The organism is Endozoicomonas euniceicola (assembly GCF_025562755.1).
GTDB classification, from domain to species: Bacteria; Pseudomonadota; Gammaproteobacteria; order Pseudomonadales; family Endozoicomonadaceae; genus Endozoicomonas_A; species Endozoicomonas_A euniceicola.
Genome location: NZ_CP103300.1, coordinates 845,355 through 869,421 on the forward strand (window position 1 = coordinate 845,355; position 24,067 = coordinate 869,421).

Here is a 24,067-nt window from a genome sequence, read left to right on the forward strand (position 1 = left end):
CAATCAATCAGAGGGATAAAGACTGTAGCTCAACCGGAACTTCTTCAGCGTCACTGGCTTCCCGCAGGTAGTCATCACGACGCTGGTTCCAGCAGTCTTCATCCCAGAGTTCAAATTTTTTACCCTGCCCAAGCAAAATGCACTTTTTACCCAGTCCGGCATAATCCCTTAGCAACGGAGGGACTAACACCCGTCCATTACCATCCATATCCAGATCAGTGGCATGACCGATAAGAAGTCTTTGTATACGGCGGGTCATGGGATGAAAGCTGGGCAATGCTTCGATTTTTTTCTGGATAGCATCCCATTCATCAACCGGATAAATAAGGAGGCACGGTTCGTCGGTATCAATCGTTGCCACCAGGCTGCCGGCACAACGATCCTTCAACCCCTGCCGATAACGGGTAGGAATTGCCAGTCGTCCCTTGGCATCGAGATTGATAGCGTTAACACCGCGAAACAAATCTCTCTCCTTAATTCCGGTTTTTTTCTACGAACAGCCTTGAGCCTTTAAACAGCCTTGAGCTTGCAAACAGCCTGAAGCTTATAAACGGCTAAGAGCCTGTAATACCGCTTTCATAGAAAAATATCGTAGTCATGGCAGCTGTGTATCACCGGGCAAAAACACCACAACACCGGACTATAAACCAATTAAAACCACTTTTATCCACAATGCACCACTCAAGGACACTATAGAAATCTGAAAAACCCACGTCAAGCAGGGCAACTACCAACAACGTCAGCAAATTGTCAATATGTGAATAACTTGACAGAAGCAACCAGAGTGAAAAACCCTTGGAATTGAACAAGCTAGGACAGGATCATCAGGCAATGGATGAAATGAAGAACATAAAAAGGGTGTGATGAGTGATGTGGAAAAGTTATTGTGGATATTATTTTTTCCACAACTTATTCAACTATTTTCTTTCCACAACATGCAATGAATTGAAAGCGCTGCTTCGTTGTTCACAGAGACAGATGAAAATAACTTTCCATCAAAAAGAGAGAGGAAAAAAGCGAGTTGGCCTGTAAGCCGGGTTCTGTCCAGCCAGTCAGAACAAATTCTGACCAGCCTGGGCAATCATTCATCTGGGATGCCTGTCACCAGACACCTCAAGCAACCTACCCGAACCCAGTGCGGGTACACACCTATAGGGTCCCTATTTGGTCTTGCTCCAGGCGGGGTTTACCGTGCCATGAACTGTTGCCAGTCATGCGGTGCGCTCTTACCGCACCCTTTCACCCTTACCGGTCTTCAGCTGAAGACTTAGGCGGTCTGCTCTCTGCTGCACTTTCCGTAGGCTTTCGCCCCCCAGACGTTATCTGGCGCCCTACCCTTTGGAGCCCGGACTTTCCTCCACATAGATACACCAGCTAATGCTGATAATCTCCACACAGCGACTGCCCGGCCAACTCGCGGCGGCGAATATTATAGAGCTAACGACGCCGAATCAAGCTTTCATTTCCAAAGCAAGGTTATATAGCTCTTTTTTACGGTAATCCGTTACATCAGCGATAACAGCCGCTGCCTTTTTAGGGGGCAACTCTTCAATAAGCCGCTCAAGCAAACGAGCCGTCTGCGGATCGACAGTCGTCTCCCTCTCTTCCTTATTACCCTCAACCAGCACGACAAACTCACCACGACACTGATTTGAATCTTCCTTAAGAATGTTTTCCACTTCAGCAACCGTACCCGCCAATACCGTTTCAAACGTCTTGGTCAGTTCTCTGGCCATCACCACGTAACGGTCCGCACCCAACACCTCTTTAAAATCAGCAAGACTATCGAGAATCCGGTGCGTTGACTCATAAACCGCCCAGGTAGAAGTCAGCCCGGACAGCGCCTGAAGTTTTTTACGCCGCCCTGAAGGCTTGGCCGGCAGAAAACCTTCAAAATAAAACCGGTCCGTCGCCAGGCCACTCACCGACAAGGCTGCAATCAGGGCGCAGGCACCGAGCACCGGCACGACACGATAACCCGCCTCACGCACCTCACGCACCAGAAAATAACCCGGATCGGAAATCAGGGGTGTACCCGCATCACTCACCAGCGCCACCGATTCCCCTTTTGCCAGACGGGCAACAAGGTTCGTCGTTTGCTGACGCTCATTATGATCATGACAGGGAACCATCGGTGTACTGATACCAAAATGACTCATCAGCTTTTTACTGTGCCGGGTATCTTCAGCCGCAATCACATCGACCTGCTGGAGCACTTCAACGGCTCTGGGCGTCATATCCCCAAGATTGCCAATTGGGGTTGCAACGACATACAGCGTACTTTCAGACATGCTATTGATCATCAAGCCAGTTAACTAAATGGCGAAGTCTACAGCGAGACAACAGCACAAGCCACAACCACCAACCACCAACCACCAACCACCAACTAACAGCTAACAGCTAACAGCTAACAGCTAACAGCTAACAGCCAAAAGCTTCACACCCCAGACACAGGAAATATTTCTCACGACAATAACTGTTGAGGTACAATGTCTAATCCACTGAAAAGGCCGCGTGCTTGCCAGCTCTCATTAATAATGAGGATTTTATGAGGGACAACCCTTCCAGATTCAGACCGATCACAGCCCTGATCATTACTGCCATCCTGGCAGGCTGCTCTTCCCAGCCACCACAGCGGGTCATACAGGAACCACTGCCAAAGGTGGAGACAACCCCCCGGACTGCCGATCAACTTCTGGCTCAGGCGGAGCGTGCCGCTTTTCCGGAAAGCGCAAGGCTGAAAATCCAGGCCGCACACAAACTGTTGAGCGAACAGCCCTATCGGGCTCAAAACGTTCTGGAAAGCATACCATATGACAACCTCCCCTCTGATCTTCAGGCGAATCTATCCCTGATACGGGCTGAGATCGCTGAACGTAACGGACAGAACTGGGAAGTATTTCACTGGCTGGATCGTGAGCCTGTTATCAACAGCAGCGACTCCAGCCTGGTCACTCGCTCACATATACTCCGCGCAAAAGCCTTTAACCGCTATGGCGAATACCTGGCAGCGCTGGATGAGTGGCTGCCTGCCATTCCCAACCTGCGTCCGAACCAGCAGGAAACGCTTTATCAGGATTTCTGGACAACCTTACTGCACGTCCCTCACGACCGTCTGATGGCACTCAACTCGCAGACCGTGGATACCAACCTGAAGGGCTGGCTGGAACTGGCCATGATCTACAGTCCGGGTAAGGCGCTCGACCGTCAGCTGGAAAACCTCAGTCAGTGGAGAAATCGCTGGAGCGACCATCCTGCCAGACAGTTCCTCCCCGATAACCTGAACAGCCTGAGTCCTGAAGCCATCAGCCACCCCCGGAAAATTGCATTACTGTTGCCAACCAGCGGACCACTGGCTACGGCAGGCAAATCCGTGCGGGATGGCTTTATGGCCGCTTATTACTCTGCTATTGCTGATCATTCCGGCTCAGACAGTCAACACACTCCCGAGATCCTGTTTTTCGACACCCACAAGACCGACATCCTTAAGCTGGCAGAAAGAGCCAGAAATGCCGGAGCAGAACTGATTATCGGCCCCCTGGACAAAGGCAATGTCATCAGGCTGAAACAGTCACCGCCAGGAGGCGTGACCATTCTGGCGCTCAACTATGCCGACACTAACTATGCCGACACTAACTATGCCGACACTAACTATGTCGATTCAAACTATGCCGATATCAGCCAGCCGGATGATACCGGCAGGTTCGGCTTTTACCAGTTCGGCCTGTCAACAGAAGACGAGGCAAAACTGGCTGCACAGCGAGGCATTCTGGATGGACACCGTCGTGTATTAATCTTCGCATCCAACGCCTCCTGGAGCCAGAGAGCTGTCGAAAGTTTTATGGCGGAGTGGAAAAAACTCGGCGGTGAAGTGGCCGGAATCAGTCAGTTTGACAGTCAGAGCGAATACAGCAAACTGGCGGGAGAAGCGCTACTGGTCGACAAAAGCCAGCAGCGTGCACGTCAAATCAGTCGATTACTGAGAGAACAGATAGGCTTCGAACCCCGACGCCGACAGGATGTCGATATGATATTCATGACCGCCTCTCCTGAGGAAGCCAGACAGATCAAACCGGCAATAGCCTACCAGTACGCAGGCGACATCCCTGCTTATGCGACCTCTAACGCCTACTCCGGACAAACGAGCCAAAGTCGCGACCAGGACCTGAACTTCCTCAGAGTACCGGTGATGCAGTGGTATATCCCCGGACTACGCTCACCACTGAAGCAATCCATCACCGACACCTGGCCCACAGCCCGTGGCCAATACGGTAGCCTTTTTGCCCTGGGCGCTGACAGTTACAATCTGCACCCAAGACTGCAACAACTGCGGAGCCTCAGCGGCAGTCGCATTGTCGGCCTGACTGGCTGGCTCAGCATCAATGAACAGGGACGTGTCAGCCGGGAACTGTCGTGGCAAATCTTTCGTAATGGTCAACTGAGACCGCTTCCCATTCCAGTACAAAATACCGATGCACTGGCGGCTCAGACTTCAAAGTAATACCGGTGCCCGGGCTGAAAACCGGGCGCTGGCATACCTCAAGGCAAACAGGCTGAAGCTGGTCACCCGGAACTACGCCTGTCGCTTTGGCGAACTTGACCTGGTCATGCTGGACGGTGACACGCTGGTATTTGTCGAAGTACGCAGTCGCAACAGCCAGCAGTTCGGTGGTGCCGCAGCCAGCATAACACCGGCCAAACAGCAGAAAATCCGCCGCACTGCTGAATATTTTCTTCAAAACAACAGGAAGCATCAGCATCGACACTGTCGTTTCGATGCTGTTCTGATTATTAATCAAACTGACACCGCTACTCGTCACGTTATAAGTAGCAATGACGAACGACCGCCAAAACCGATAGAATGGTTACAAGGTATTTTTTAACGGTTTTTATCAGGCGTTTCTAAACGTTCAGGACTCGAGACATGCATGACTTGATAATACGTCATTTCTCGGACAGCATTGACGCAAAAATTCGTGCTGCCGACGCCCTGCCTGCTTACATCGCAGATTCCGCGGAAGTCATGGTTCAATGCCTGTTGAGTGACGGCAAAATTCTCGCCTGCGGCAATGGTGGCTCTGCGGGCGATGCTCAACACTTCGTCTCCGAACTGCTGAACCGGTTTGAACGGGAGCGCCCCTCGCTGCCTGCCGTTTCCCTGTGCGCAGACAGCCTGACCATCAGCTCAATTGCTAATGACAGCAGTTTTAATGAGATTTTCTCCAAACAGATTCGCGCGCTTGGCCAGCAGGGCGACGTTCTGCTGGCTTTTTCCACCACAGGCAACTGCCCTAACGTTGTGCAGGCTATTCAGGCAGCCCACGACCGGGATCTGACTATCATTGCCCTGACTGGCAAGGACGGTGGCGACATGTCCAGACTGCTACACCCGGAAGATATTGAAATCAGGGTGCCTGCGAATGACGCGCCACGCATTCAGGAAGTACACACCCTGATCATTCACTGTCTTTGCGACCTGATTGACGAATGCCTGTTTTCAACCGGGTAAACAACAAAAGTCTTTCATCTACACAACCGGTGAAAGACTCTGGACCGCCACAAGCAAAGGAAACGTTTCTCATCACTCTGAACAATAAAAGAGTGATGGAAAATTCACAGAAAAACAGGAAAGGAGTATCGAGTGAAACGCACCCAGCAATTATTATTCGCCAGCCTGCTATCCGGATTTTTAATCTTTTTGACCGGCTGCGCCACTGTAGTGGATGGCGTTAATGAAGACCCGATTCGCATGGACCCCACCGAACGCTCCTGGGGCAACTGGCTGGATGACCAGACCATAGAAACCGTTGCCGAAGTCAACATCAACAAGTCCAGCGATGAATTCAGGCTAAACAGCCGCATTAAAGTGATCAGCTTTAACGGTATAGTACTGATCATTGGCCAGGTTCCCAACCAGTCACTGAAAGATGAAGCTGCCCGGGTTGTTACCCCCATCCAGAACGTGCGCAAAGTGTATAACGAGCTGACCGTCGGCCAGCCTGCCAGTGTTATGGAACACAGCAGCGACGCCTGGCTGACCACAAAAATCAAGACCAAGCTGATTCAGGACGAAATTGTTTCCGCCGACAAAGTCAAGGTCAATACAGAAAAAGGCACGGTCTACCTGATGGGACTGGCGACTCCAAAAGAAGCCAGTAGCGCCGTTGAGGCTGCCCGTAATACGAGAGGCGTTCAGAAAGTTGTAAAGGTCTTTGAATACGTCCGCTGAGAGTGATTCGTTATCCCCCGGAAGCAGGCTACCCTTTGGATGAAATCACCGCTGTTGCAGCGGTGATAGTATCATTGATACCACTCATACGTGACTGCTCCCCACTCTATCGGGTGAGGCTTCTGATTTCTTAGGCAGCAACCGACAGTCTGCCGGATTTACGCAAGCCTCCATCAGCAGAAACGGACAGTCCTTCCGCCTTTAATTTCAATATGCCTTGCTTCTTGATATTGCGAGCTGCATTAATATCCCGGTCATGGATAGCACCACAGCTACACTCCCATGATCGGATTCTCAATGGCATTTTTTCCTGTTTCAAATCGCAGACTGAGCAAGTTTTAGAGGATGCAAACCACTGGTCTATCTTCACCAGATGTTTACCTTCCTGCTTTGCCTTGTATTCGAGTTTGGTTATCAGTGAGTGCCAGCCAGCATCAGCAATAGAACGAGCCCCACCAAAACTGGCTATCAGTGTCATGGTAAATAATCTCAAATCAACATTATCAAGACGGTTGCGAATGCTGAATACCCACCTTACTGCTCAGAGCAAAGCAGGCCTAATGTGGTCAAGGTCTTACTTTGCTTGCAGTGCTGGCGGTGCAACTATCGAGACTCTGAAGGACTACGTTAATAGCCAGAGTACACCAGATTGATGGCGGAAGGCTCTGCGCCTTCCCGTCTTATATCCCCGCCCGCATTGGGCGAGGATTTACGACGATTTTGCTAAGCAAGTACAAGACGTGCGTCTTTTACTTTTCACCAGGGTACCATGTTGTAACAGGCCCGGTGGCAGAGAATATTTTTATACCTGAATAACCCGGACCGGTGTGGATATTCAATATAGGACCGTCAAGTTGCAGAGTCTCAACCGGTGTCGCTTCCTGGTCCGGGCTCAGTTCTTTTAAAGCCCTGACATCCCACAACATAACAGAGCCATTTTTAGCACCGGTTATGACAGAGTTACCATCATAGCCAAAGGCTAGCGCAGTTATTTTATAGTCATCAGCATTTGAATCAAAAGCACTCCCTTGACTCGCCTCTCTTTCTTTTCCCCCTTTCGTTAAGTCTGAATAAGTGCCGGAATAATGTTTAAGTATTGCTATAGATCTAACTGAAGCTCCAGCATCATCAGACAGCAAAGCCTGAGTACTCCAAAGCTCCATACCAACCTCTGGCGATTCTGAGAATCGTGGGTAAAGAACTGCCAGCTTTCCATCCGGGCTAAACATGGAGGCATGCTGAACGTCACCGGACAACTTTTTGTACATGTAGCAGTTATGTGCTTTTTCTGATAAATCAGGGTTTAAATCAAAGCTTTGAACAGCGATATCCGGCGCCTTTCTTTTCACCGACAACGAGGCTGACCCAGAGTTAAAGTTCCAGAAACAGTAGCTACTTTCAGTCATGCTGATTATTTTGTTGTTATCCGGACTAAATACCGCACTTTTGACCTCTTGATCATGCCGCAGCGTAACAACAGGAGAATCCTTATCCGGCTCAATGCCCGGGAACCGCCTCACCCGCTTAAGTAGCCGAAAAATTCTCTTCAGAAAGGATTCATCCTTGTTATATCCAGAGCTTACCCGCCAGACTTTGACCGTAGAATCTTCAGCACTGCTTATCACCAGATTTCCATCCTTACTGAAAGCAACATGCTCAACATACTCGTGATCGATAGCACTAATGAAACCCTTAGCATGTTTGAAAGTCGCCAGAGGGGAAACAGCTTTGTCATGAGGGTTCCTTAACAGCTCTGTGACACTAAAAACCTGAACCTCGCCCTTATGATCGCCCAGGGCTAATAGCTCACTATTTTCGCTTATGGCCATAGCGTGTATATCCCATTCAGAAATGACATGTTTCACAGTGCGAAGAGTTCCGCATGGATAATATTCTTTTTGTTGTTGCATCAAGTCATTTGTGCAGGCGGCAACATCATAGATACTGAGAAGCTCGTAATCTACCACAAACAGTAATTTGCTATCCGGACTGAATTTATAAAGTTCCCATGGCGACTCCAACAACAGTGTAGCGACGGGACTCAATATCGAAGGCTGCCGCTTCCCCGCCGCCGCTGTCGATAAATACCACAGCTGTCGGAATATAATGAAACCCGCTCTAGAAGAACAATCAGAATTGGAGCACCGAGATCTACTAACCAACTTATTCCCATCCGGACTGACCTGAGCGTTAACGGTTTCGAGGGGAACCGGAAGTGATGATACCGAAATGTGAACTCTCGCTTCAGCTTCAGCGGCCATCAGATAATCAGTTTGCAAAAAGCCTGCAATTAAAAGCAGAACAGCCAGTAAAAAATATTTTTTATATACAACAACCTCCCCCACCCTATTCATAAAACCTCATCCAAAAAATAAATAACAGGAGGGTTTAATTTAGAACATATTTCAAAACAGCAAGCATTTTTTTACCCTGAAAACCCGCAGAGAATGAAACAGGCGACGACCAGAAAGGTTTGATAGAGTCTAGTCAGGACAACCAGAAGACTAAAGCCATCGGCCTGGTGAAATGTATACCTGAAACCGGCTTCAGACAGCCGCAAGAAAACAGAGAGTACACGATGAACAGCAAAGACATTGTCACTATCAATTGCGGCAGCGACAAATTCCCCAAAATTGTCAACATTGCAGAATATCACGGTTACAAAACGATCAGTATTGATCTACAGGATGCCAATCAATGGGATTTCACTGGATCAACAGCCGTTATCATCTCTGGCGGCCCTCATCTGTTTACCGAAAGCCCGCAAAAGCATGATCAACTCATGCAGTCATTCCAGTTTCTGAAACACCTTGAATTACCGACCCTTGGCATCTGCCTCGGGCATCAGGCCATCGCCCTGACATTCGGTGGTCAGGTTCACCGTGGAGAGGAGCGCAGAAAAAGCGACAACATAACGGTCATTACGCCGCATCCGCTTTTTGCCAACCTGCCTTCAAATCAATTTTCTGAAGACCACTGCGAAGGCATCCACCCCTCTAAGACCATGCAGGTACTGGCGCAGTCCGACTATTACAGCGTGGAAGCCTTTCAGATTACAGACAGACCGCTTCTGGGGGTGCAGTTTCACCCTGAAACCTCCGGTGAGCAAGGCGCTCAGTTAATCGGTAATTTTTTACTCTGGGCAGAGCAACCTGCTATGCCCGGGTTAAACTCACAGGGTTAAAGATCCTTTGTTGATCTTCGTATTTCTCTGTGGCTCAAACGATATCTCAGTATTGCCTCAATAATTCGCGCCCTGAGTTTGAGTGCAAGCCCTTTATAGGTACTACCTTGATATTGACTTTCAGATATCAATTTGAGGGTACTTTCTATTTTCTTAAATGACTCATACAGATACTTGATATTACCCTTGGCCTGCCATGTCCAAAGATTAAGGAGTGATAGCCCAAGGGAATATTGAATATTCAGGACGCCTTTCTCGATCAATGGAGGGTTAGTATTTTGAATCAGAGTTTTTCCCTGCCCGGCCTGACCCTGAATATCACTCTGGCTGTTACTAAAACAATCCCTCCAGAGTGCGGCAATGGCCTGATTCAAGTTGGCTTCCTGCAGCAAATAATCGCCCAGGCTGCTATATATCTCACTGACTGCTTCAGCATATTTCCGCACACTCTCAAAATGGCTGACAGCCCTGTTCAGAAATTCCAGATTATTCTCTTCCATGGCAGGCTCGCTGGCCTCCCACAGGTTCAGCACACCGGCCTGTAAATGCAATAAAGCACACATGACTCCATCACTTTTCGCCGTGGTCGATAGCGCCTCATTCACTCTGTTGTAATTTTTCCGGAAGGAACCAGTTCCGGACTGATGTTCCAAAATTGACCGGAGCCAGATGATATATTGTCCGGGGACGCCAGTATTATCCCTACCTGGCAAGGCCTGGCTTTCATAGTCATTCAGCAACTGCTTCGCTTGCGCATGCAAGCCTCTGCAAGAAGCTTGTATAATCTTTTCGGCTCTTAATATCTGCTGCTCCAATGTACTTTCAGGTCTGGCTGCCTGCTCACTAAAATGTTGCTGTGACTCTGCATCAAAATAGCCATCTCTTGCGTCAGGATATATTCTTTCAAGAAGTTCGTAGCTCTCTCTTCTTGTGATGGTGGAGCTGAAGTCTTCTTCCCTAGCTGAGGGCAGAAATCGTCGCAACCAGTGCTCCCATTCCATTCTCGATATCGCACCATCTATGATCTGATAGGCTTCAGGCCCACCTTCTTCAAAAAATAGTCCTCCAGACAAAGCGGCAATGGAAACGATAATGACGTAAGTGTCTGGAATCACAGATTGATTATCATCCAGCACCTCCCTGAACTCTAAATCCCAGTGAATGCCTTTTTTCATTTTCCCCTTAGTCCAGAACATTTTTTTGTCGATAGTGCTGGCTATTTTGCTAGTGATTAAGGCGATATGCCCCTGGGGAATCAACTCCCCGCAGACTGTACCACTATCATCTATTCCATAGTAAATGCTCCCACCCCCCTTGTTTGCCATACCCGATAAATGAAGTTTGAACTTATTTTTCTTAAAAACTATTTTTTCGGCCATGTTTTTTATTACAGTTTTTTCCGACTTAAACCCTTTGAATTCAGCTTTTTCAGATTTCTTAACAGGTGCTTTTTTCCCAAGGATAAAACTGGTTTCTTGTGAAAGACGTTCAATGGGGTTGTTTATCTGTCGGTTAAGGACTTGCGTCATAACCTGTGGGTCTTTCAGCGAGATAACTTGCAAGTTCGACCTGACACTGCAATTAAAGCTTGCCGTGACAACATCGTCGGCGCCCCCGATAAAGTAGTAAAGTTTATCCTTATCAAATTTTTGAGGGTCTTTTTTAAAGAGGTTAAAAAAAATATATTGGCTAAAATTGTTCTCGATTTTCTGCTCAAACCCTCGCTCCCACGATTCACTATCTCGCCCTGGATTGAGGCCACTAATTTCGAGAACTCCACCGCCACTATTGAGCAGAGCCGAAACAACCTTAATAATTTCCTTTGGAATCGCCTCCCCATCTTTTGATGATGGTGTTGTATCCCCAATATTGATTTTTACATGGTTAGTCTTAGTCGCTGATGAAGCAGGCACTGCTTCAGGCTTTTCTGAACCACCATTGACTGGCAGCCTTGAAGGGACGCCGCCACCTGAAGCATGACGATCTTTACTGGTCGACCCTGATCCTGATGATGTCGGCTGTTCCTCTGGGGGTGTGACTGAAGTGGCACCTCCACCTGTTAACCCGCCAGCCTCTGCGTTAGTCTCCACCTTGGCACTTTCAGGTTGATACAACCCAATCTTAACCGGCACCATTGGCCTTAGCGCAACACGGGGCCTGCGGGTATGATCAATCTCACCGTTGACGAATTTGTCCACAAGGCTTTCAAACCATACTGAACGACGGTCTCTGTATTCCTCCGCCGTGATAGTTTCAGTTTTACCATCCTGCGTACGAAGAGTGACCATTAATACACCAGCAGCGTTATAACTGAGAACGATGAATAGATAACCATTATTTTGCTCTGTCACGGTGCCTTCCCATGACTCATCGCAGAGCAGGGTTAAGCCAGCCCCGTCCTCATCAGTAACATACAGCGCCGGACATTGCTCTTTTATGGAAATTAAAGCCTTAGAGTATGACCGGGAGTGTTCATCCCGATAGAGATAAGGATCACCGTCTGGACTAAGGAAGAGCCAGAGGGTCTCATCAAGAAAGGGAACCAAATCGACTTCGGCAATATAAGGGGTATATTCCCGGCCATTTTTTAACAACCGGGGATGGCAGCGGTTCTGTTGGTAGTTGCTCTCTGTCTGGTTGTATCCGGACAAGCTGGCAGGGAAAGGGCTAAGCTCAACCACTTTTTCACTGAACGACGGCGACCCCGGATCACCCCCTCCACTTCCAGCCTGAAGTGGTTCTGAAGGGTGCAGGAGATGGATATAAACCAGCCCATCCCCGGTGTTGATCTTATTCAGCCCTATGCTCAGGGGATAGAAAGGGGCACTATTATCACCGGCTTGCTGAGAAGGGAGCTGAACAGCAATATTGTCCGAACCCGGTAGCAGGGGGTCGGTGATAATCATCCAGTGTCTGCCAGTGCAGCCATAAAAAGAAGGGGTGGCAGGCTCCGGAACAACGGGTGCTTTTCGGAACAGTTCATCGGTTTCAATTGCCGGACTTATCAATTCATGAGGGTTGAGAAAAACAGCACCGGAGCTGGCGATAACCTGGCCGATCTGGCAAAACGGCAAAAGACTGAAAAGACAGTAAAAACAAACTCGTTTGCTTCCAAGCATGATCCCAAACTCTTATTGTTTTAAACCAGTCAAGCTAGACCAAAACAAAATTCTGGCAAGTGTTGGGTACAGTAGACACAGATATAAACAGGGGATGAAACATCCCCGTTATAGGAAAGCCGTCAGAAACTACATGCCGTTCCTGAACATTTTATGGTCAATCACGCCACTGCCGCGTACCTGCTGCAACGCCTTGCCGTATTCTGATAACAGACTCAAGGCATAATCAGTCCGATCCTGCAGGTGCCTGTCTGCCTCTTGATCCCCTCCGGCAAAAACCGAAGCCACATCCCTGATAATCAAATGTTCCGGAATAAAGCAGAGCCGGGCATTTTTATAACTGCTCATCCTTAGTTCAGCGACCGGATAAGACCCACCCTGCCCGGCGGACACCGCAGTAATCAACGCCGGCTTATGCCCCAGGTCGGCAGCACCAAATAAAAGAAAGAAGTTTTTCAGGGCTGACGGCACCATCCCGTTCCATTCCGGCGTTACCACGATCAGCGCATCGCTTTCCCTGAGTCTCTGCCGCCAGGGAGACAGCAGGGCTTTCCACTGCTCATCACCGCTGAAAATCACCTCATCCCAGAGTGGCAGAGGATTGCCTGACAGACTCAGCACCTCACAGTCGTCAAACAACCCAAGCGCCTCAACTCGTTCACGCAAGACATGACCGATCCGCTCACTCTGGGATTCCTGCCGATGACTACCCGTTATTATTGTTAGCTTCATGACACCCTCATTACAGTGATAAGCAATAGTGCTTGCGATTTTCAATCGCTACTATCGCACGACCTTTTCAGACAAAAAAAAGGCCACCCACTGGCAGCCTTTCAGTTTATTTAACCACTTTCAGATGTGGCCGACCCGGTTTTTTAGGTTTATCACCTGAATCATCAGGCTTCTTAGCCTCTGCCAGTTTCTGCTCAGCAGGTTTTGACTCAGAAGATACCTCAACCAGACCGATATCAGTTTCCGCCTCGTCAGCCTCTTCTGCCTCAGGCTCAACCTCAAACACCATACCCTGACCGTTCTCACGGGCATAAATAGCCATCAGTGCATCAGCAGGAACCATAATGGTCAGAGCCTCACCACCAAAACGACCACTGAATGTGATCGCCTCATTTTCCATCTGCAAAGCCCGCACCGCCGATGGCGAAATATTCAGCACAATCTGACCGTCATTAACGAACTCACGAGGCACTTCAACACCACGGCGGGTAGCGTCCACCAGAATATAAGGCGTACAGTCGTTATCCAGAATCCATTCATACAGCGCGCGGGCAATATATGGACGACTACTGGTCATTGTCATATCTGTCTCCGGATTGAAGGACTCTATTGTCCCGGGTAACCACTGCCATTAGTACTTTCGCACCATCTGGCAGCAACCCACAAAAAAAGCTCGATTATTCGCGCATTTCTTTTTCGATTTCGGACAGACTTTCCTGGAAAGACTCTCGTGCAAACAGGCGCTCAGCGTATTGCAGAATCGCCTTGCCCTGCTTAGGCAGTTCAATACCCATAGCGGGCAGACGCCACAGAATCGGTGCCACACAGCAATCCACCAGGGTAAACTCATCGCTCATGAAATAAGGCTTTTCAGCAAAAATCGGAGCAATGGCCAGCAGGCTCTCGCGCAGCTCTTTCCGCGCGCGGTTAGCGGGCGTTTCCTTGGTGTTTGGGTTCACAATGATATCAACCAGCGCACACCAGTCTTTCTGGATGCGATGCATCATCAGACGGTTCTGCGCACGGCTCACCGGGTAAACGGGCAGCAGTGGCGGATGAGGGAAACGCTCATCGAGGTATTCCATCATTACGTTTGGTTCATACAGCACCAGCTCACGGTCAACCAGAGTTGGCAGTGTATTGTATGGATTCATATCCGATAATTCCTGCGGCAGGTTGTCAGGGTTGACATTCTGGATGTCAACCGCAACGCCTTTTTCCGCCAGAACAATACGAACCCGGTGACAGTAATGGTCAGCCGGATCCGAGAAAAAAATCATGGATGACTTTTTGGCAACTACAGCCATGAAGTACCCCCGCCCTCATGCAAGGTTGAGTGATGTCGACCATCCTGAAAAGCCTGACTGGCACCGCGGAAATCAGACAAACCAATCACCTGCCAGTTCGAATAATCAGAAAACCCGGTCGATTCGCGAAATAACGGATTATCTTAGCAAATTTTATGGCCTTCAGGACAGAGGCAAGCGTCACTTTGTGCCAGAGTGACGAAAAGCAACGAAGCCAGGGATAACAGTGACCACTCACTGTCTTCGTCATGTTTGCGATTCCTGACACTTTTCACTACCAAATCCTTGGCCATCCCAGCCCGCAATGCCTCTAACGATACTAATGATAATCTGAAAGTTATTTATTTGTGTTGTTGCTAATGAAACAAGCTAAATTTATGACCTGATAAAAATTAAAGATTATCTTTCAAATCTAGAAAAGATGGACTTTTCCCCATTCATTAGAATCCTTGGATACCATTAATGTTAAAGTTAAATTCGTGTGTAAGAGGGCTTTACCAGTGGTGTACTGTTATTGGTTTTTTGCTGATCAGCAGTTATGGCTGGGCTGGGTTAGAGGACTTTTTTCCCTGGGCAGGCAGGGGTAATACGGGAGAAAATATTCTCAGGGCTGAGCTGGATGCCAGGAATCCATCGACTAGTGAAACTGACCGTCCTGTACCGTACTTCTGGCTTACCTTTGATAATGCAGAAGGATCCCCAGTCACAGTATTAATCAATGTGCCAGTAGACTATCAGGAAAGGGAGTGTCATGAACATCCGAATGAGGCCTGCAATTGTCTATCGTTCCTGAGAAGGCGTACAGGTGAATATGAGGATAAAAATGAAGACAGTGAAAATGAGGATAAAAATGAAGACAGTGAAAATGAAGACAGTGAAAATGAAGGCAATGAAGAAGGCTGTAACAGCCATGACCCGAGCGATAACCGGGTTGATCTCCACCAATACATGAGCATGGATACGCTACCTTTGCCCAGTCAGTCCTCGGATAGCGGTAGCGTGAGGACACAACCACAATCCAGATCAGGCTTTGTGTCTGATGTTATCCCGGGTACTTACAGGAGTTACAAGCTGAAACCTGCCTACGACATTGATGAGGATAGCGCTGCTAACGCTCCGCAAATGAGGACCCAAAATGATATTCGCACCTTTGTTGCGGTCATGCGGTTATCTGGAGAAGAATTTCGAGGGCCCTGGTCTCCCATCGGGTTTTTACGTTACGTTATCTCATCTGTCACAGGAGTTGTGGTTGCCCCATTAGGTTTTGTCTGTTGGTTTTTATGTTGCCATCAGCTGGCGACCACACATTGTTGTGTGGCTCTTTTGGGGAGAATTGCGGAAGATGGGCTGTGTAGCTGCTGTTGCAACTATGGCGGTTACTGCATGTATGGCTGTTCTATCCTTGGTGCCGGGCCGGGTCTGGGGGCGTACGATTGTTGTCAGAAATGGTTCCAAATTAAAAGATTCAAGCTTTCTTTCACCCACCGGCAGATAGTTGATGAGGAGATGCCAGAGAGAGCTCTCGAAAAAGACGTTACGAGCTTTCTTATGGATATATTTAAGAAAATAAATAACCATTCTTCCGGTATGTCGGTAGTATCTGTACGGACATCACAGGCTGAGGGGAGAGTTTTCTCTGAGCTGACGTTAGATGTAGACCGGCTGGACTTTCCGAAGGAGTTTTTTGAAAAGTTGGAATCTTCAGATGTTGTGAAAAGCGGAAAGGTTCAGCTCCGCATACATGAAAAAAACAGTTAGTAATTGTAGCTCTTCCGGGCTTTGCCGTTTTTGGGTGTTTTGGTTAAAGTTACGCTTGCCTCTGACCTGAAAGCGGCCAAAAGGACACACACGTAAACAATCAACCTGTAATCAGTATACCCACCATCCATACTGCGGCTCGCATTTGCTGATACGACATTGACCGCAATCAACGATTAAAAACTTAATATGATAAACAATTAGGGGCTGAGCTTTTCATTTTCCTCTTGTTTAATCGATTAAGTAGTTCCTACATGTTAATTCTGCAGTTTGTTTTTCTTCTTTTAATGCTCTACCTGGGCAGTCGCTTTGGCGGTATTGGTCTGGGGGTGGTTTCCGGTATTGGCCTTCTGGTTGAGATCTTCATCTTCAAAATGGCTCCCGGTTCCCCACCGGTTAATGTCATGCTGATTATCATGGCGGTCGTCACCTGTGCATCGATTCTGGAAGCCGCTGGCGGTTTGAAATATATGCTGCAAGTAGCGGAGCGTATTCTGCGTAGGCACCCGGAACGGGTCACTATCATCGCCCCCATCGTGACCTACACCATGACGCTGATGCTGGGAACGGGTCATGCCGTGTACTCAATCATGCCAATTATCGGCGACGTGGCAATCAAGAACAAAATTCGTCCCGAACGCCCAATGGCTGCCGCCTCTGTTGCCTCCCAGATGGGCATTACCGGCAGCCCTCTGTCTGCTGCCGTGGTATTCTACCTGACTTCCATGAGCGAAATGACCAGCGGCATTACCCTGTTCCACATTCTGGGCGTCACCATTCCTGCCACCTTTCTGGGTACCCTGCTGATGTCCCTGTACAGCATGCGCCGGGGCGTTGAGCTGGAAGACGACAAAGAATACCAACGTCGTATGCAGGATCCGAACCTGCGTGAGAAGATTCTGTCCACCACGGCCACCTCCCTGGATGAACAGCTGCCGGCCTCAGCCAGAAACTCTGTTGTACTGTTTCTACTGGCACTGGCCTCTATTGTTGCCGTGGCGATGTTCCCAACGGTTCGTACCGTTCAGGGTTCAACAATTGGCATGTCCACCATCATCCAGATGATGATGCTGGCCTTCGGCGGTATCATTCTGCTGGTCACCAAAACCCCAACTTCCAGAGTGCCAGAAGGCGTGGTATTCAAGTCCGGCATGGTGGCAGCCCTGGCTATCTTTGGTATTGCCTGGATGAGTGACACCTACTTCCAGCATGCGATGCCAACCTTCCAGGCCAGCATTGTCGGCATGGTACAGAACTACCCATGGACCTTCGCCCTGGCAATGTTTGTGGTGTCTGTGGTGGTGAACTCTCAGGCTGCCGTGTGTCGTATGATGCTCCCCGTGGGTATGGCGATGGGGCTACCGCCTGCGGTACTGATCGGCCTGATGCCATCCTGCTACGGTTACTTCTTTATTCCAAACTACCCGTCCGATATCGCGACCTGCAATTTTGATGCTTCAGGCACTACGCGAATTGGCAAGTTCTATTTTAACCACAGTTTCATGGTGCCAGGCCTCATTTCTGTTAGTACAGCCTGTGTGGCTGGCTATTTTATTGCCAACGCCATCTTCTGATAACAGGTGCTTTCTTATCGCCCCCGGGCCTGATTAATCAGGCTCAGGCGAGCCTCTGATAATGAACAACATAAGAAGCACCAAGCAACTATACTCCCAGTGCGACAAAGCCAAAGGAGCCGCTTATGGGTCGCATTGATGTAGAAAAATTATACGGCCACCTGAATAAAATAACTCCGATAAGGATGCAGCCACATATTCACCCACAGCAACCAGGCCACAAAAACAGTATTTTCTTATTAGAAAAATCAGGAGAAAATTATTATTTAATGCCCAGCCCTTTATTTAATAACGCTAGTATCGCTATTCCAAGCCTGTGTGAAGGTGTATTTATGTATGCCATTTTAGCGGACTACCCTCAGCAGGTAATGGTTGGGGCAAAACCTTCAAACCCCTTTATTGACAAAACACAAACCATTGAAGGGCACTCTTCCATTGCCTTAGGGGGAGACGTGTTATATGCGGGTGAGTTAGAGTTCTTTGACAGTAAATTAGTCGGATGGAACAACGAGTCAGGACACTATCTCCCTCCCCGGGAAATACTTCATATTCAGCTCACTCCTAATGTAAAAAGGCTGTTACCTGAAGAATTGTTTATTGATACTTTACTGGGTTTATTTTGACACACCATTTCAGTCACTTCTGCCACTCCACTCCCTGCTGGACTGTATGAACAAACCGTTCCAGATTCTGTACTCTGCACATGGCACTATCTGATTAGCCAGATAGCAAAAGCCCCTGTCTGAGTTAAACAGACAGGGGCTTTAAAGTGCATCGTTAAACGGTAGCCGTTACTTCCAGCCAGCCACTGCACCACCTTTGAACAGTTCTTCAGCTTTAGCTTCCACCGATTGAGTCTGGTAAGCCTTCACCAGCTTGATAATACGCTCATCGTCCTTATTGTCCTCACGGCTGACAATGATATTCACATAAGGAGAATCCTTGTCTTCCACCAGTAACGCATCACGGGTTGGCAGCAGACCAGCCGCAACAGAATAAGTGGAGTTAATAAATGCCAGATCAACGTCATCCATAGAACGCGGCAACTGGGCAGCGTCCAGCTCAATGAAGTTCAGATGCTTAGGGTTCTCGATAATATCCTTTGGCGTCGCTTCCAGGTTGCTAACATCCTTCAGCGTAATCAGCCCCTTCTTGTGCATCAGGATCAGGGTACGACCTTCGTTGCTCGGGTCGTTTGGAATAGACACCTTAGCTCCGTCCTGTAACTCACTTATATCACTGATTTTATTGGAGTAGGCACCAATTGGATAAACAAAGGTATTGCCCACCACCGCCAACTTAAAACCACGATCTTTAACCATGCTTTCCAGATAAGGACGGTGCTGAAAAGCATTGGCATCAATGGAACCGTCTGCCAGCGCCATATTTGGAGAGATGTAGTCAGAAAACTCAACCAGCTCAACGTTTACACCATAGTCCGCTTCTGCATTCGCGGCAGCCACTTTCATAACGTCCGCCTCAGGACCTGCCATTACACCCACTTTCAGGGTGTCATCTGCCGAGTCACTGCCACCACAACCCGTCAGCATGGCGCTGGCGGCAATCACAACCGTACCGGCCAATGCTTTTAATTTATTGATAGCCTTCATTTTTACTCCTCCAAATGAGTGCTTTTATAGTTGGCGACTTATTTTTAATGACTTCTGTCCGGTTAATGACTTCTGTCAAAATACGCCTGCAACCTGTCGCCTGCGGATTGTACCAGTTGCACCAGTACGATCAACACGACAACCGTCGCCAGCATAATCACGCCATCGAATCGCTGATAACCATAACGAATACCCAGGTCTCCCAGGCCTCCACCTCCAATGGCTCCCGCCATGGCGGAATACCCAACCAGCGTCACCAGGGTGATGGTCATGCCGTTAATCAGCCCCGGACGAGCCTCTGGCAGCAGCACACGACTAATAATCTGCAAAGGGGTTGCCCCCATTGCCTGAGCGGCTTCAATCAGGCCGCCCGGTACTTCATTGATGGCACCTTCAGCAATTCTTGCGACAAAAGGAATGGCAGCCAGCGTCAGCGGCACAATGGCGGCCGTGGTGCCAATGGATGTTCCCACCAGCATTCTGGTCAGCGGGATAATAGCCACCATCAGAATAATAAACGGCACAGAACGTGTAGCATTAACCAGGGCTCCCAGCACCCTGTTCACCACGGGACTCGCCATAAAACGTCCGGGTTTGGTGATGTATAACAACACACCCAGCGGTATACCAAAAACAAAACTCATCAAACCGGACAGACCAGTCATGTAGAGTGTTTCCCACAGCGAACGAGCCAGTAATGCCCAGGAATCAGCCGACATAACCTACCACCTCTACTTGTACGTTTTCGCTCAGGAAGTCCAGTGAAGCGTCAACAGACGGCTCATCACCAGTTACTTCCACCATCAGAAAACCCATTACCTTGTCACGCACGGTTTCAATGTCCGCCTGCAAAATCACAAAATCGGTATCAAATTTTCTTGCCGCCTGAGTAATCAACGGCTCAACCACCCGCTGTCCAACAAAGGTGATTCGAATAACCGGGTTGGCACCCGGTGTTTTTTCCTGATGAAAACGGCTTTCCACTTCTGCCACCGGTTTTTCATGAGTGGCGCTACGGACAAACTCACGAGCCAGATCGGTTTGTGGATTCAGGAAAAACCGTTCGACGTCGTTTTCTTCAATCAAACGACCATGGCTTAAAATAGCCACACGATCACAGATACTCTTTACCACATCCATTTCGTGGGTAATGATCAGTACGGTAATCTTCAGCTGGCGGTTAATATCTTTCAGCAGCGCCAGAATAGAGGCTGTCGTCTGTGGGTCGAGCGCAGACGTCGCCTCATCACACAACAACACTTTCGGTTTGCTGGCCAGTGCACGGGCAATAGCAACCCGCTGCTTCTGCCCACCTGATAACTGAGACGGGTAACTATCGCGCTTATCGGACAACCCGGTCAATTCGAGTAAAGGCAGTACGGCTTCTTCAATGGTCTGACGACTGGCACCTGCCAACTCCAGAGGCAGTGCAATATTGTCAAATACGGTGCGACTGGACAGCAGATTAAAGTGCTGAAAGATCATACCAATATTGCGACGGGCATCGCGCAACTGCTTATGATTCAGCTGCATCAAATCCTGTCCATCAACCATTACCTGACCCGATGTAGGTCGCTCCAGCAGGTTAACGCAGCGTATCAGCGTACTTTTACCGGCACCACTGGAGCCGATCACGCCATAAATGGAACCTTCAGGTACTGACAGGTTAATGCCATCCACGGCTTTAACCTCTTTATTGCCAGCCCTGAAGACTTTGTTAAGGTTTTTCAGTTCTATCATTGTTGCTCCTGCCTTTACCAGGGTCAGGCTTTAGTTCAGCACTGCTTCGGCAGATCATTCATAATAAGGCTTGGCTGGAGCTACCCGTAAACGGCAGCCCCCCGACTGGGGAACAGGATATCGGGACAAAAAAAAACCACTCTGTGCTAAACAGAGTGGTTTTTCATAAAATCTTTCGATAAACCCTTCTTTTAGCGGTATTTTTATTGCGCCCGCAAGCCAAGACAAATCAGCGCATGTGCGCAAATTATGCAATTTCGGGGGAAGATGTCAACTACAATTCAATCACATTCAAATAGCGGCAACTATTGCACCAATACCCGCAATAGAACACAACACCAGCAACGCCTTACGAATCATAGCCTGATCTACGTGAGGCACCAGCTTTCTGGCCACCAGATTACCCGCCAGCACACAGGGAACAAACAGTAAACCGTATTTCAGCTGCAACCAGCCAAACTGACCGCTGTAGGCCAGAATCGATAGAGAAATGACTGCACTGACAACAAAGTAAACCGACAGATTGGCCCGAATGCGCTCGCCACTCTGGTTCTGCATCACCAGTGCCATTGGTGGGCCACCGATCGAAGAAGCCGTCCCCATAATGCCTGACAGAAGTCCGGCAGAAAACAGCGTTTTGCTATTTGCCTGAACCTTGTAGGGGCTGAGGCTTGCCAGCACCGCAAAAAGTACCGAGCCACCCATAAATAGCCCCATGATCCGTTGAGAAGCTATTGCTAACAGCAAAGCCCCCAACAATGATCCGGGAATTCGCCCCATTAATGCCGACTTAATCTCTTTCAGTTTCACTGCATGAATAGAACGTTTCGCCGTCAAGCTGCCAATCAACATCCCCATCAGGATAATAGAACCCGGCACCAGCTCAGGTGTTACCAGATAAACGACGGGAGCAGCAACAATGGCCAGACCAAAGCCAATGGTTCCCTGAACCAGGGCGCCAAAGAAAATCGCAACAAAAGCCGTTATTAATTCAAGTAACGTAAAATCCATTTAACCAGATTCTATCAATAGAAAAACGGGCATTTTATACCTTTATAAATCAGGAGTCTGCTACAGATTATGCGATAAATAAAATCGATTTATTTACTGTTCCAAAATCTCTTTGTAGTGTTTTCTACACACCGACAGATAAGTATCGTTACCCCCAATCTGCACCTGTGAGCCTGAACTCACCGGACGACCATCGACGTCCAGGCGAAGCTGCATAGTGGCCTTTTTTTCACATTTCTTGCAGATACTCTTGATCTCACACAGTTCATCCGCAATGGCCAGCAGCACTTTGCTGCCCGGAAAAGCCTCACCAAATGCATCGGTACGCAAGCCAAAACACAACACCGGTATACCCAGCTGGTCAACCACGTCAGACAGTTCCCAGACCTGCTGCTCACTGAGAAACTGTGCCTCGTCAATCATCACACAGGTTAAACGAGATTCGTCGTGTTCGGTGCGAATCTGCTGCATCAGGTTTTCATTGCCGGAGATGCCCACTGCCTCTTTCTGCAAACCGATGCGAGAGGTTATTTTGCCTACCCCGAAACGGTCGTCAATCATAGGCGTCAGCAGAAGTACGCGCTTACCCGCCGATTCATAATTATGAGCCGCCTGCAAAAGATAAGTGCTTTTGCCGGAGTCCATGGAGGAATAATAGAAATACAGTGAAGCCATTTCGATCACCATCAGAAAGATGGCACGATGATAACCTGAGTGTTACCCGAATTCAGTCCGTGAATATGCGTTCAGGCTGTCAGTTTATCGCTGAGCGCAGTCATTTATCTCAAGGTCAGAAAACAGTGCGGACCTTAATGCGGCCGGAGCAGCAAAGGAAGAACCAACCAGTAGCCTCCAGTATTTTTCCGGCCATTGTTTTTTCGCTTCCCGCTGTCCGGAAGCCGCACTGGACAAATGCTTCCGGCTGATATCGACACAGTGGTCACCATTGATGTCATAGCCAAGGGTGTTGCCTTCGGCATCGTCCACCCGCCGCAGTTCATAAGCTGCCTGCGCATGCACATCAACAAAAGGGTTGTCGGCTATATAATGCCGCAGCCCGTATTCACTGGCACCCACGGTCACAACACCCTCTGCAAAAGAGAAAGTATTCACCATCCCCCGCCCTCCATTGCCGGAAATAGTGTAAACCGCGACGCCCTGGTCAACGATTTTTTCCAGCCAGCGAATAATTTCATACGTGTCAGCCCAGACCGGGTCTTTGCGCCCCATGGCATAAATCACCTTTTTATACTCCTCAACATTGGCGCGCCTCAGTGGCTCATTGAACGAACTGGTCAGAGTTGAGGATTCCCAGGACAATACCAGCGCATCCAGGGGTTGTACCTGGAGACGGGCATAAATTTTCTGCAGGTTACGCCGGATCTCACTCATTGGCGCACGGCCATCCTGAATCGGGTAGGTGATAAACGTGATACGGGGGTGCGCGGCGATCATCCGGACAATGTCACCATGATAGAAAGGCTCTTTCACCTCGTCGTTATCAATATCCACCATACCGTACAGCCAGCTGTGATGACTGCGGTCTTCATCCGAGCCAAAACCGTCCAACCGGGGATAAAAACGATCCAGTATCGCCACTTTGAAAATTTTCTGATCCGACGCGTGCAATGGCTGAACCAGCAAGGTTATCAGGATGTTAGTAATCAACAGCAGCAGAAAGGTGGTCAGGCGCACACTTATCTCCACAACTTAACACAACCGTAATTAAAACCATCGGCGATCTGGCGGGGTTCTTCATGACTGGCAGTTACCCTGCCGGAACTGGCAGGGTTGGCGGGGTAC

The 24,067-nt window shown here is 48.8% G+C and carries 23 protein-coding genes, 1 other RNA gene and 1 pseudogene; 10 read left to right on the forward strand and 15 right to left on the reverse strand.

Going from position 1 to position 24,067, the window contains the following annotated elements:
* Positions 1 to 7 precede the first annotated feature (7 nt).
* The 3 genes from mraZ to rsmI all read right to left on the reverse strand — a co-directional run bounded on the left by mraZ (position 8) and on the right by rsmI (position 2,291).
* Positions 8 to 463: a division/cell wall cluster transcriptional repressor MraZ gene (gene mraZ, locus NX720_RS03095; protein WP_262599318.1), complete on the reverse strand. Its 456-nt coding sequence runs from the start codon at positions 461 to 463 to the stop codon at positions 8 to 10.
* A gap of 550 nt (positions 464 to 1,013) precedes the next feature.
* Positions 1,014 to 1,417: RNase P RNA component class A (rnpB, locus tag NX720_RS03100), an RNA gene on the reverse strand.
* A 34-nt stretch (positions 1,418 to 1,451) separates the two neighbouring features.
* Complete coding sequence (gene rsmI, locus NX720_RS03105; RefSeq protein WP_262599319.1) at positions 1,452 to 2,291, reverse strand: 16S rRNA (cytidine(1402)-2'-O)-methyltransferase; 840 nt, start codon at positions 2,289 to 2,291, stop codon at positions 1,452 to 1,454.
* A 227-nt stretch (positions 2,292 to 2,518) separates the two neighbouring features.
* On the opposite strand from rsmI, the gene NX720_RS03110 reads away from it, so the two are divergent.
* The 4 genes from NX720_RS03110 (at position 2,519) to NX720_RS03125 (ending at position 6,229) form a co-directional block, all read left to right on the forward strand.
* The gene (locus NX720_RS03110) at positions 2,519 to 4,501 is read left to right on the forward strand and encodes a penicillin-binding protein activator (protein ID WP_262599320.1); all 1,983 of its coding nucleotides are present in this window, start codon (positions 2,519 to 2,521) and stop codon (positions 4,499 to 4,501) included.
* A complete protein-coding gene (locus NX720_RS03115; protein WP_262599321.1) occupies positions 4,473 to 4,883 on the forward strand; it encodes a YraN family protein in 411 nt (136 codons plus the stop codon). The genes NX720_RS03110 and NX720_RS03115 overlap by 29 nt, the downstream gene beginning before the upstream one ends.
* A 41-nt stretch (positions 4,884 to 4,924) precedes the next feature.
* Positions 4,925 to 5,509, forward strand: a complete 585-nt coding sequence (locus NX720_RS03120; protein WP_262599322.1) for a phosphoheptose isomerase — start codon at positions 4,925 to 4,927, stop codon at positions 5,507 to 5,509.
* A gap of 132 nt (positions 5,510 to 5,641) precedes the next feature.
* Complete coding sequence (locus NX720_RS03125; RefSeq protein WP_262599323.1) at positions 5,642 to 6,229, forward strand: BON domain-containing protein; 588 nt, start codon at positions 5,642 to 5,644, stop codon at positions 6,227 to 6,229.
* 130 nt (positions 6,230 to 6,359) lie between these two features.
* On the opposite strand, the gene NX720_RS03130 is transcribed toward NX720_RS03125, so the two are convergent.
* Positions 6,360 to 6,707: an RNA-guided endonuclease InsQ/TnpB family protein gene (locus NX720_RS03130; protein ID WP_262599324.1), complete on the reverse strand. Its 348-nt coding sequence runs from the start codon at positions 6,705 to 6,707 to the stop codon at positions 6,360 to 6,362.
* On the opposite strand from NX720_RS03130, the pseudogene NX720_RS26940 reads away from it, so the two are divergent.
* A pseudogene (locus NX720_RS26940) lies at positions 6,682 to 6,882 on the forward strand (transposase); the annotation flags it as partial. The gene NX720_RS03130 and the pseudogene NX720_RS26940 overlap by 26 nt on opposite strands.
* 96 nt (positions 6,883 to 6,978) lie before the next feature.
* On the opposite strand, the gene NX720_RS03140 reads toward NX720_RS26940, so the two are convergent.
* The gene (locus NX720_RS03140; RefSeq protein ID WP_262599325.1) at positions 6,979 to 8,274 is read right to left on the reverse strand and encodes a WD40 repeat domain-containing protein; all 1,296 of its coding nucleotides are present in this window, start codon (positions 8,272 to 8,274) and stop codon (positions 6,979 to 6,981) included.
* A 533-nt stretch (positions 8,275 to 8,807) separates the two neighbouring features.
* Between NX720_RS03140 and NX720_RS03145 the strand changes: the two genes are divergently transcribed.
* Positions 8,808 to 9,413 carry a glutamine amidotransferase-related protein gene (locus NX720_RS03145; protein ID WP_262599327.1) on the forward strand — a complete coding sequence of 202 codons (606 nt, stop codon included), beginning with the start codon at positions 8,808 to 8,810 and terminating at the stop codon, positions 9,411 to 9,413.
* Here NX720_RS03145 and NX720_RS03150 read toward each other — a convergent pair.
* From NX720_RS03150 to NX720_RS03165, 4 genes are all read right to left on the reverse strand, one after another.
* Positions 9,410 to 12,532, reverse strand: a complete 3,123-nt coding sequence (locus NX720_RS03150) for an ATP-binding protein (protein WP_262599328.1) — start codon at positions 12,530 to 12,532, stop codon at positions 9,410 to 9,412. The two genes, NX720_RS03145 and NX720_RS03150, sit on opposite strands and share 4 nt — an antisense overlap.
* Positions 12,533 to 12,661: 129 nt before the next feature.
* On the reverse strand, positions 12,662 to 13,264 hold the full coding sequence (locus NX720_RS03155; RefSeq protein ID WP_262599329.1) for an NADPH-dependent FMN reductase: 603 nt from the start codon (positions 13,262 to 13,264) through the stop codon (positions 12,662 to 12,664).
* A gap of 106 nt (positions 13,265 to 13,370) precedes the next feature.
* The gene (locus tag NX720_RS03160) at positions 13,371 to 13,841 is read right to left on the reverse strand and encodes a ClpXP protease specificity-enhancing factor (RefSeq protein WP_262601518.1); all 471 of its coding nucleotides are present in this window, start codon (positions 13,839 to 13,841) and stop codon (positions 13,371 to 13,373) included.
* A 100-nt stretch (positions 13,842 to 13,941) separates the two neighbouring features.
* Positions 13,942 to 14,571, reverse strand: a complete 630-nt coding sequence (locus NX720_RS03165; RefSeq protein ID WP_262599330.1) for a glutathione S-transferase N-terminal domain-containing protein — start codon at positions 14,569 to 14,571, stop codon at positions 13,942 to 13,944.
* Between NX720_RS03165 and NX720_RS03170 the strand changes: the two genes are divergently transcribed.
* The 4 genes from NX720_RS03170 (at position 14,570) to NX720_RS03185 (ending at position 18,526) form a co-directional block, all read left to right on the forward strand.
* Positions 14,570 to 14,770 (forward strand): hypothetical protein, encoded by a 201-nt coding sequence (locus tag NX720_RS03170; protein ID WP_262599331.1) that lies wholly within the window; start codon positions 14,570 to 14,572, stop codon positions 14,768 to 14,770. The genes NX720_RS03165 and NX720_RS03170 overlap by 2 nt on opposite strands.
* Positions 14,771 to 15,033: 263 nt before the next feature.
* Positions 15,034 to 16,329 (forward strand): hypothetical protein, encoded by a 1,296-nt coding sequence (locus tag NX720_RS03175; protein WP_262599332.1) that lies wholly within the window; start codon positions 15,034 to 15,036, stop codon positions 16,327 to 16,329.
* A 254-nt stretch (positions 16,330 to 16,583) separates the two neighbouring features.
* Entirely contained in the window at positions 16,584 to 17,903 is a 1,320-nt protein-coding gene (locus NX720_RS03180; protein ID WP_262599333.1) for an anaerobic C4-dicarboxylate transporter, read from the forward strand.
* A gap of 125 nt (positions 17,904 to 18,028) precedes the next feature.
* Entirely contained in the window at positions 18,029 to 18,526 is a 498-nt protein-coding gene (locus NX720_RS03185; protein ID WP_262599334.1) for a hypothetical protein, read from the forward strand.
* 168 nt (positions 18,527 to 18,694) lie between these two features.
* On the opposite strand, the gene NX720_RS03190 is transcribed toward NX720_RS03185, so the two are convergent.
* The 6 genes from NX720_RS03190 to NX720_RS03215 all read right to left on the reverse strand — a co-directional run bounded on the left by NX720_RS03190 (position 18,695) and on the right by NX720_RS03215 (position 23,959).
* Positions 18,695 to 19,513, reverse strand: a complete 819-nt coding sequence (locus NX720_RS03190; RefSeq protein WP_262599335.1) for a MetQ/NlpA family ABC transporter substrate-binding protein — start codon at positions 19,511 to 19,513, stop codon at positions 18,695 to 18,697.
* A gap of 62 nt (positions 19,514 to 19,575) precedes the next feature.
* Positions 19,576 to 20,232: a methionine ABC transporter permease gene (locus tag NX720_RS03195; protein ID WP_262599336.1), complete on the reverse strand. Its 657-nt coding sequence runs from the start codon at positions 20,230 to 20,232 to the stop codon at positions 19,576 to 19,578.
* Positions 20,222 to 21,253 carry a methionine ABC transporter ATP-binding protein gene (locus NX720_RS03200; protein WP_262599338.1) on the reverse strand — a complete coding sequence of 344 codons (1,032 nt, stop codon included), beginning with the start codon at positions 21,251 to 21,253 and terminating at the stop codon, positions 20,222 to 20,224. The genes NX720_RS03195 and NX720_RS03200 overlap by 11 nt, the downstream gene beginning before the upstream one ends.
* 291 nt (positions 21,254 to 21,544) lie before the next feature.
* Positions 21,545 to 22,264, reverse strand: coding sequence for a sulfite exporter TauE/SafE family protein (locus NX720_RS03205; RefSeq protein WP_262599339.1), 720 nt, complete (start codon positions 22,262 to 22,264; stop codon positions 21,545 to 21,547).
* A 93-nt stretch (positions 22,265 to 22,357) separates the two neighbouring features.
* A complete protein-coding gene (locus NX720_RS03210) occupies positions 22,358 to 22,939 on the reverse strand; it encodes a thymidine kinase (protein ID WP_262599340.1) in 582 nt (193 codons plus the stop codon).
* An 84-nt stretch (positions 22,940 to 23,023) separates the two neighbouring features.
* Positions 23,024 to 23,959, reverse strand: coding sequence for a S8/S53 family peptidase (locus NX720_RS03215; RefSeq protein ID WP_262599341.1), 936 nt, complete (start codon positions 23,957 to 23,959; stop codon positions 23,024 to 23,026).
* Positions 23,960 to 24,067: the final 108 nt, after the last annotated feature.

Excerpts from the sequence above, each read along its gene's own strand:
- rsmI (WP_262599319.1), bottom strand. The coding sequence starts at position 2,291 with ATGTCTGAAAGTACGCTGTATGTCGTTGCAACCCCAATTGGCAATCTT.
- NX720_RS03115 (WP_262599321.1), top strand. The coding sequence starts at position 4,473 with ATGCACTGGCGGCTCAGACTTCAAAGTAATACCGGTGCCCGGGCTGAA.
- NX720_RS03120 (WP_262599322.1), top strand. The coding sequence starts at position 4,925 with ATGCATGACTTGATAATACGTCATTTCTCGGACAGCATTGACGCAAAA.
- NX720_RS03130 (WP_262599324.1), bottom strand. The coding sequence starts at position 6,707 with ATGACACTGATAGCCAGTTTTGGTGGGGCTCGTTCTATTGCTGATGCT.
- NX720_RS03145 (WP_262599327.1), top strand. The coding sequence starts at position 8,808 with ATGAACAGCAAAGACATTGTCACTATCAATTGCGGCAGCGACAAATTC.
- NX720_RS03150 (WP_262599328.1), bottom strand. The coding sequence starts at position 12,532 with ATGCTTGGAAGCAAACGAGTTTGTTTTTACTGTCTTTTCAGTCTTTTG.
- NX720_RS03155 (WP_262599329.1), bottom strand. The coding sequence starts at position 13,264 with ATGAAGCTAACAATAATAACGGGTAGTCATCGGCAGGAATCCCAGAGT.
- NX720_RS03160 (WP_262601518.1), bottom strand. The coding sequence starts at position 13,841 with ATGACCAGTAGTCGTCCATATATTGCCCGCGCGCTGTATGAATGGATT.
- NX720_RS03170 (WP_262599331.1), top strand. The coding sequence starts at position 14,570 with ATGAAGTACCCCCGCCCTCATGCAAGGTTGAGTGATGTCGACCATCCT.
- NX720_RS03165 (WP_262599330.1), bottom strand. The coding sequence starts at position 14,571 with ATGGCTGTAGTTGCCAAAAAGTCATCCATGATTTTTTTCTCGGATCCG.
- NX720_RS03175 (WP_262599332.1), top strand. The coding sequence starts at position 15,034 with ATGTTAAAGTTAAATTCGTGTGTAAGAGGGCTTTACCAGTGGTGTACT.
- NX720_RS03180 (WP_262599333.1), top strand. The coding sequence starts at position 16,584 with ATGTTAATTCTGCAGTTTGTTTTTCTTCTTTTAATGCTCTACCTGGGC.
- NX720_RS03185 (WP_262599334.1), top strand. The coding sequence starts at position 18,029 with ATGGGTCGCATTGATGTAGAAAAATTATACGGCCACCTGAATAAAATA.
- NX720_RS03190 (WP_262599335.1), bottom strand. The coding sequence starts at position 19,513 with ATGAAGGCTATCAATAAATTAAAAGCATTGGCCGGTACGGTTGTGATT.
- NX720_RS03195 (WP_262599336.1), bottom strand. The coding sequence starts at position 20,232 with ATGTCGGCTGATTCCTGGGCATTACTGGCTCGTTCGCTGTGGGAAACA.
- NX720_RS03200 (WP_262599338.1), bottom strand. The coding sequence starts at position 21,253 with ATGATAGAACTGAAAAACCTTAACAAAGTCTTCAGGGCTGGCAATAAA.
- NX720_RS03205 (WP_262599339.1), bottom strand. The coding sequence starts at position 22,264 with ATGGATTTTACGTTACTTGAATTAATAACGGCTTTTGTTGCGATTTTC.
- NX720_RS03210 (WP_262599340.1), bottom strand. The coding sequence starts at position 22,939 with ATGGCTTCACTGTATTTCTATTATTCCTCCATGGACTCCGGCAAAAGC.